General features: G+C 64.3%; 1 pseudogene. It reads right to left on the bottom strand.

Going from position 1 to position 460, the window contains the following annotated elements:
* A pseudogene (locus EN935_RS40035) lies at positions 1-456 on the bottom strand (hypothetical protein); the annotation flags it as partial.
* Positions 457-460: the final 4 nt, after the last annotated feature.

Below are 460 nucleotides of genomic sequence, written 5' to 3'. Positions count from 1 at the left end.
GGTTTGTGCCTCGTAGAGGTCGGCAGCCTCATCGCGCATGATTTCGAGCACGTTGCGGCGCTCGATATAGGTGATGCCCTCGGCGGTGAGCCGTTCGAGTTCGACCGACTTCACCTCGGAGCCGTCCTGCTCCTGCTGGCTCGAACGCTGCGCCTCCTCGTTGCGATCGAGGGATCGGGCGACTCGCTCGGCGGCACGGTGGAAGACGTTTGCGAAGGACCAGAGCAGGTCATCGAGATCGGGTTCGAGCCTGGTGTCGCCGAGCATGCCGGCGAAGGTCTCGACGATCCCGGCAAGCCCGGCCCGGATCACCTCGTCGTCGGGAAGTGGCCGAGCATCAGGTTCGTCCTGATGCGGGCGATGGCCGTACATCTGCAGTTCGAGGATGACGCGGTCGGTCGGCGAGGAGGCGTGGTAGGGCTCGTAGACATCGTCGAAAGGAAGCTCGTAGGTCATGGCG

Origin of the sequence: Mesorhizobium sp. M7D.F.Ca.US.004.03.1.1 (genome assembly GCF_003998635.1) — a bacterium.
Taxonomy (GTDB): domain Bacteria; phylum Pseudomonadota; class Alphaproteobacteria; order Rhizobiales; family Rhizobiaceae; genus Mesorhizobium; species Mesorhizobium loti.
The sequence above is the reverse complement of the archived record's forward strand: the minus strand, read 5'-3'. Positions and strand labels throughout refer to the sequence as shown.